Genomic DNA, 843 nt, shown 5'->3' on the forward strand with positions numbered 1-843 from the left:
CCATTGGGTTGCATCAGGAAGTGGTGCTGTTCTAGTCCATCTTCCAGAAGGAGAGACATCGATCAGTTTAGATGCTGCCGTCTCTAAATCGATTCAAGTCACTAATGTCGACGGGGTATCCGATATATTGGTCGGCGTCATCGTTAATGACCCGATACTTGTCAGTATGAGTGCAGGAATATCCAGCATGAAAGGTTTCGCTGTTGTTAATGGAGCGACTCTTGTTCGAGTCTCGTCAACGAGAGTATCCACCCTCAGTATGGGGGGCGCAGCTAATAACGCCACACGAATCATGATTGCGGCAGCTGATAGCTTGATGTCGATTACGACTGAGGGATTCTACCATGAAAGAGACATCGCTGAGGCTATGTATGAATCTGTACCACCGATCTTTACCAGAATCGATGAGTACAAGCAAATTCAAAAAGCTCAGTCTACAGAGCTACATCGTTTCGCGGCATTGAGAGAAGAGGCATTAAACGATCTATCCTATGTGGATCGGTTAAGCCTTAAAGGGGTTCGAAAGTTCGAAACTCGGCTGAAGATACCTACAGATGAATCTAAGAGCTTGCTCTTACGACGGGACGCTATAAAGAATAGACTTCAGGGTCCCGGACTCATCCAGGAATCAACCTTCAACGAAATGATGAACACCTTCTACGATACAACTGTCGAGCAAGACCGAGCGCATGACATCGTTAGAACAACAATATGGAGCAAGCGTGGTATCCCGGATAATATCAGCGAAATGGAAGAGGTGGCAGAAGATGTGCTGCCTATTTATTTAGAACATGAATTTATTCCGACATGGTTAACGTGGGGAGAAATTGAGGAATATGGCTT

At 45.6% G+C, this 843-nt stretch carries 1 protein-coding gene; it reads left to right on the top strand.

The genetic code is table 11. The features are described from left to right. A partial coding sequence (locus ACFSVM_RS25465; RefSeq protein WP_379265311.1) for a putative phage tail protein occupies positions 1 to 843 on the top strand: 843 nt, incomplete at both ends.

The sequence above is a fragment of the Paenibacillus shunpengii genome (genome assembly GCF_042684905.1).
Taxonomy (GTDB): Bacteria; Bacillota; Bacilli; order Paenibacillales; family Paenibacillaceae; genus Paenibacillus; species Paenibacillus shunpengii.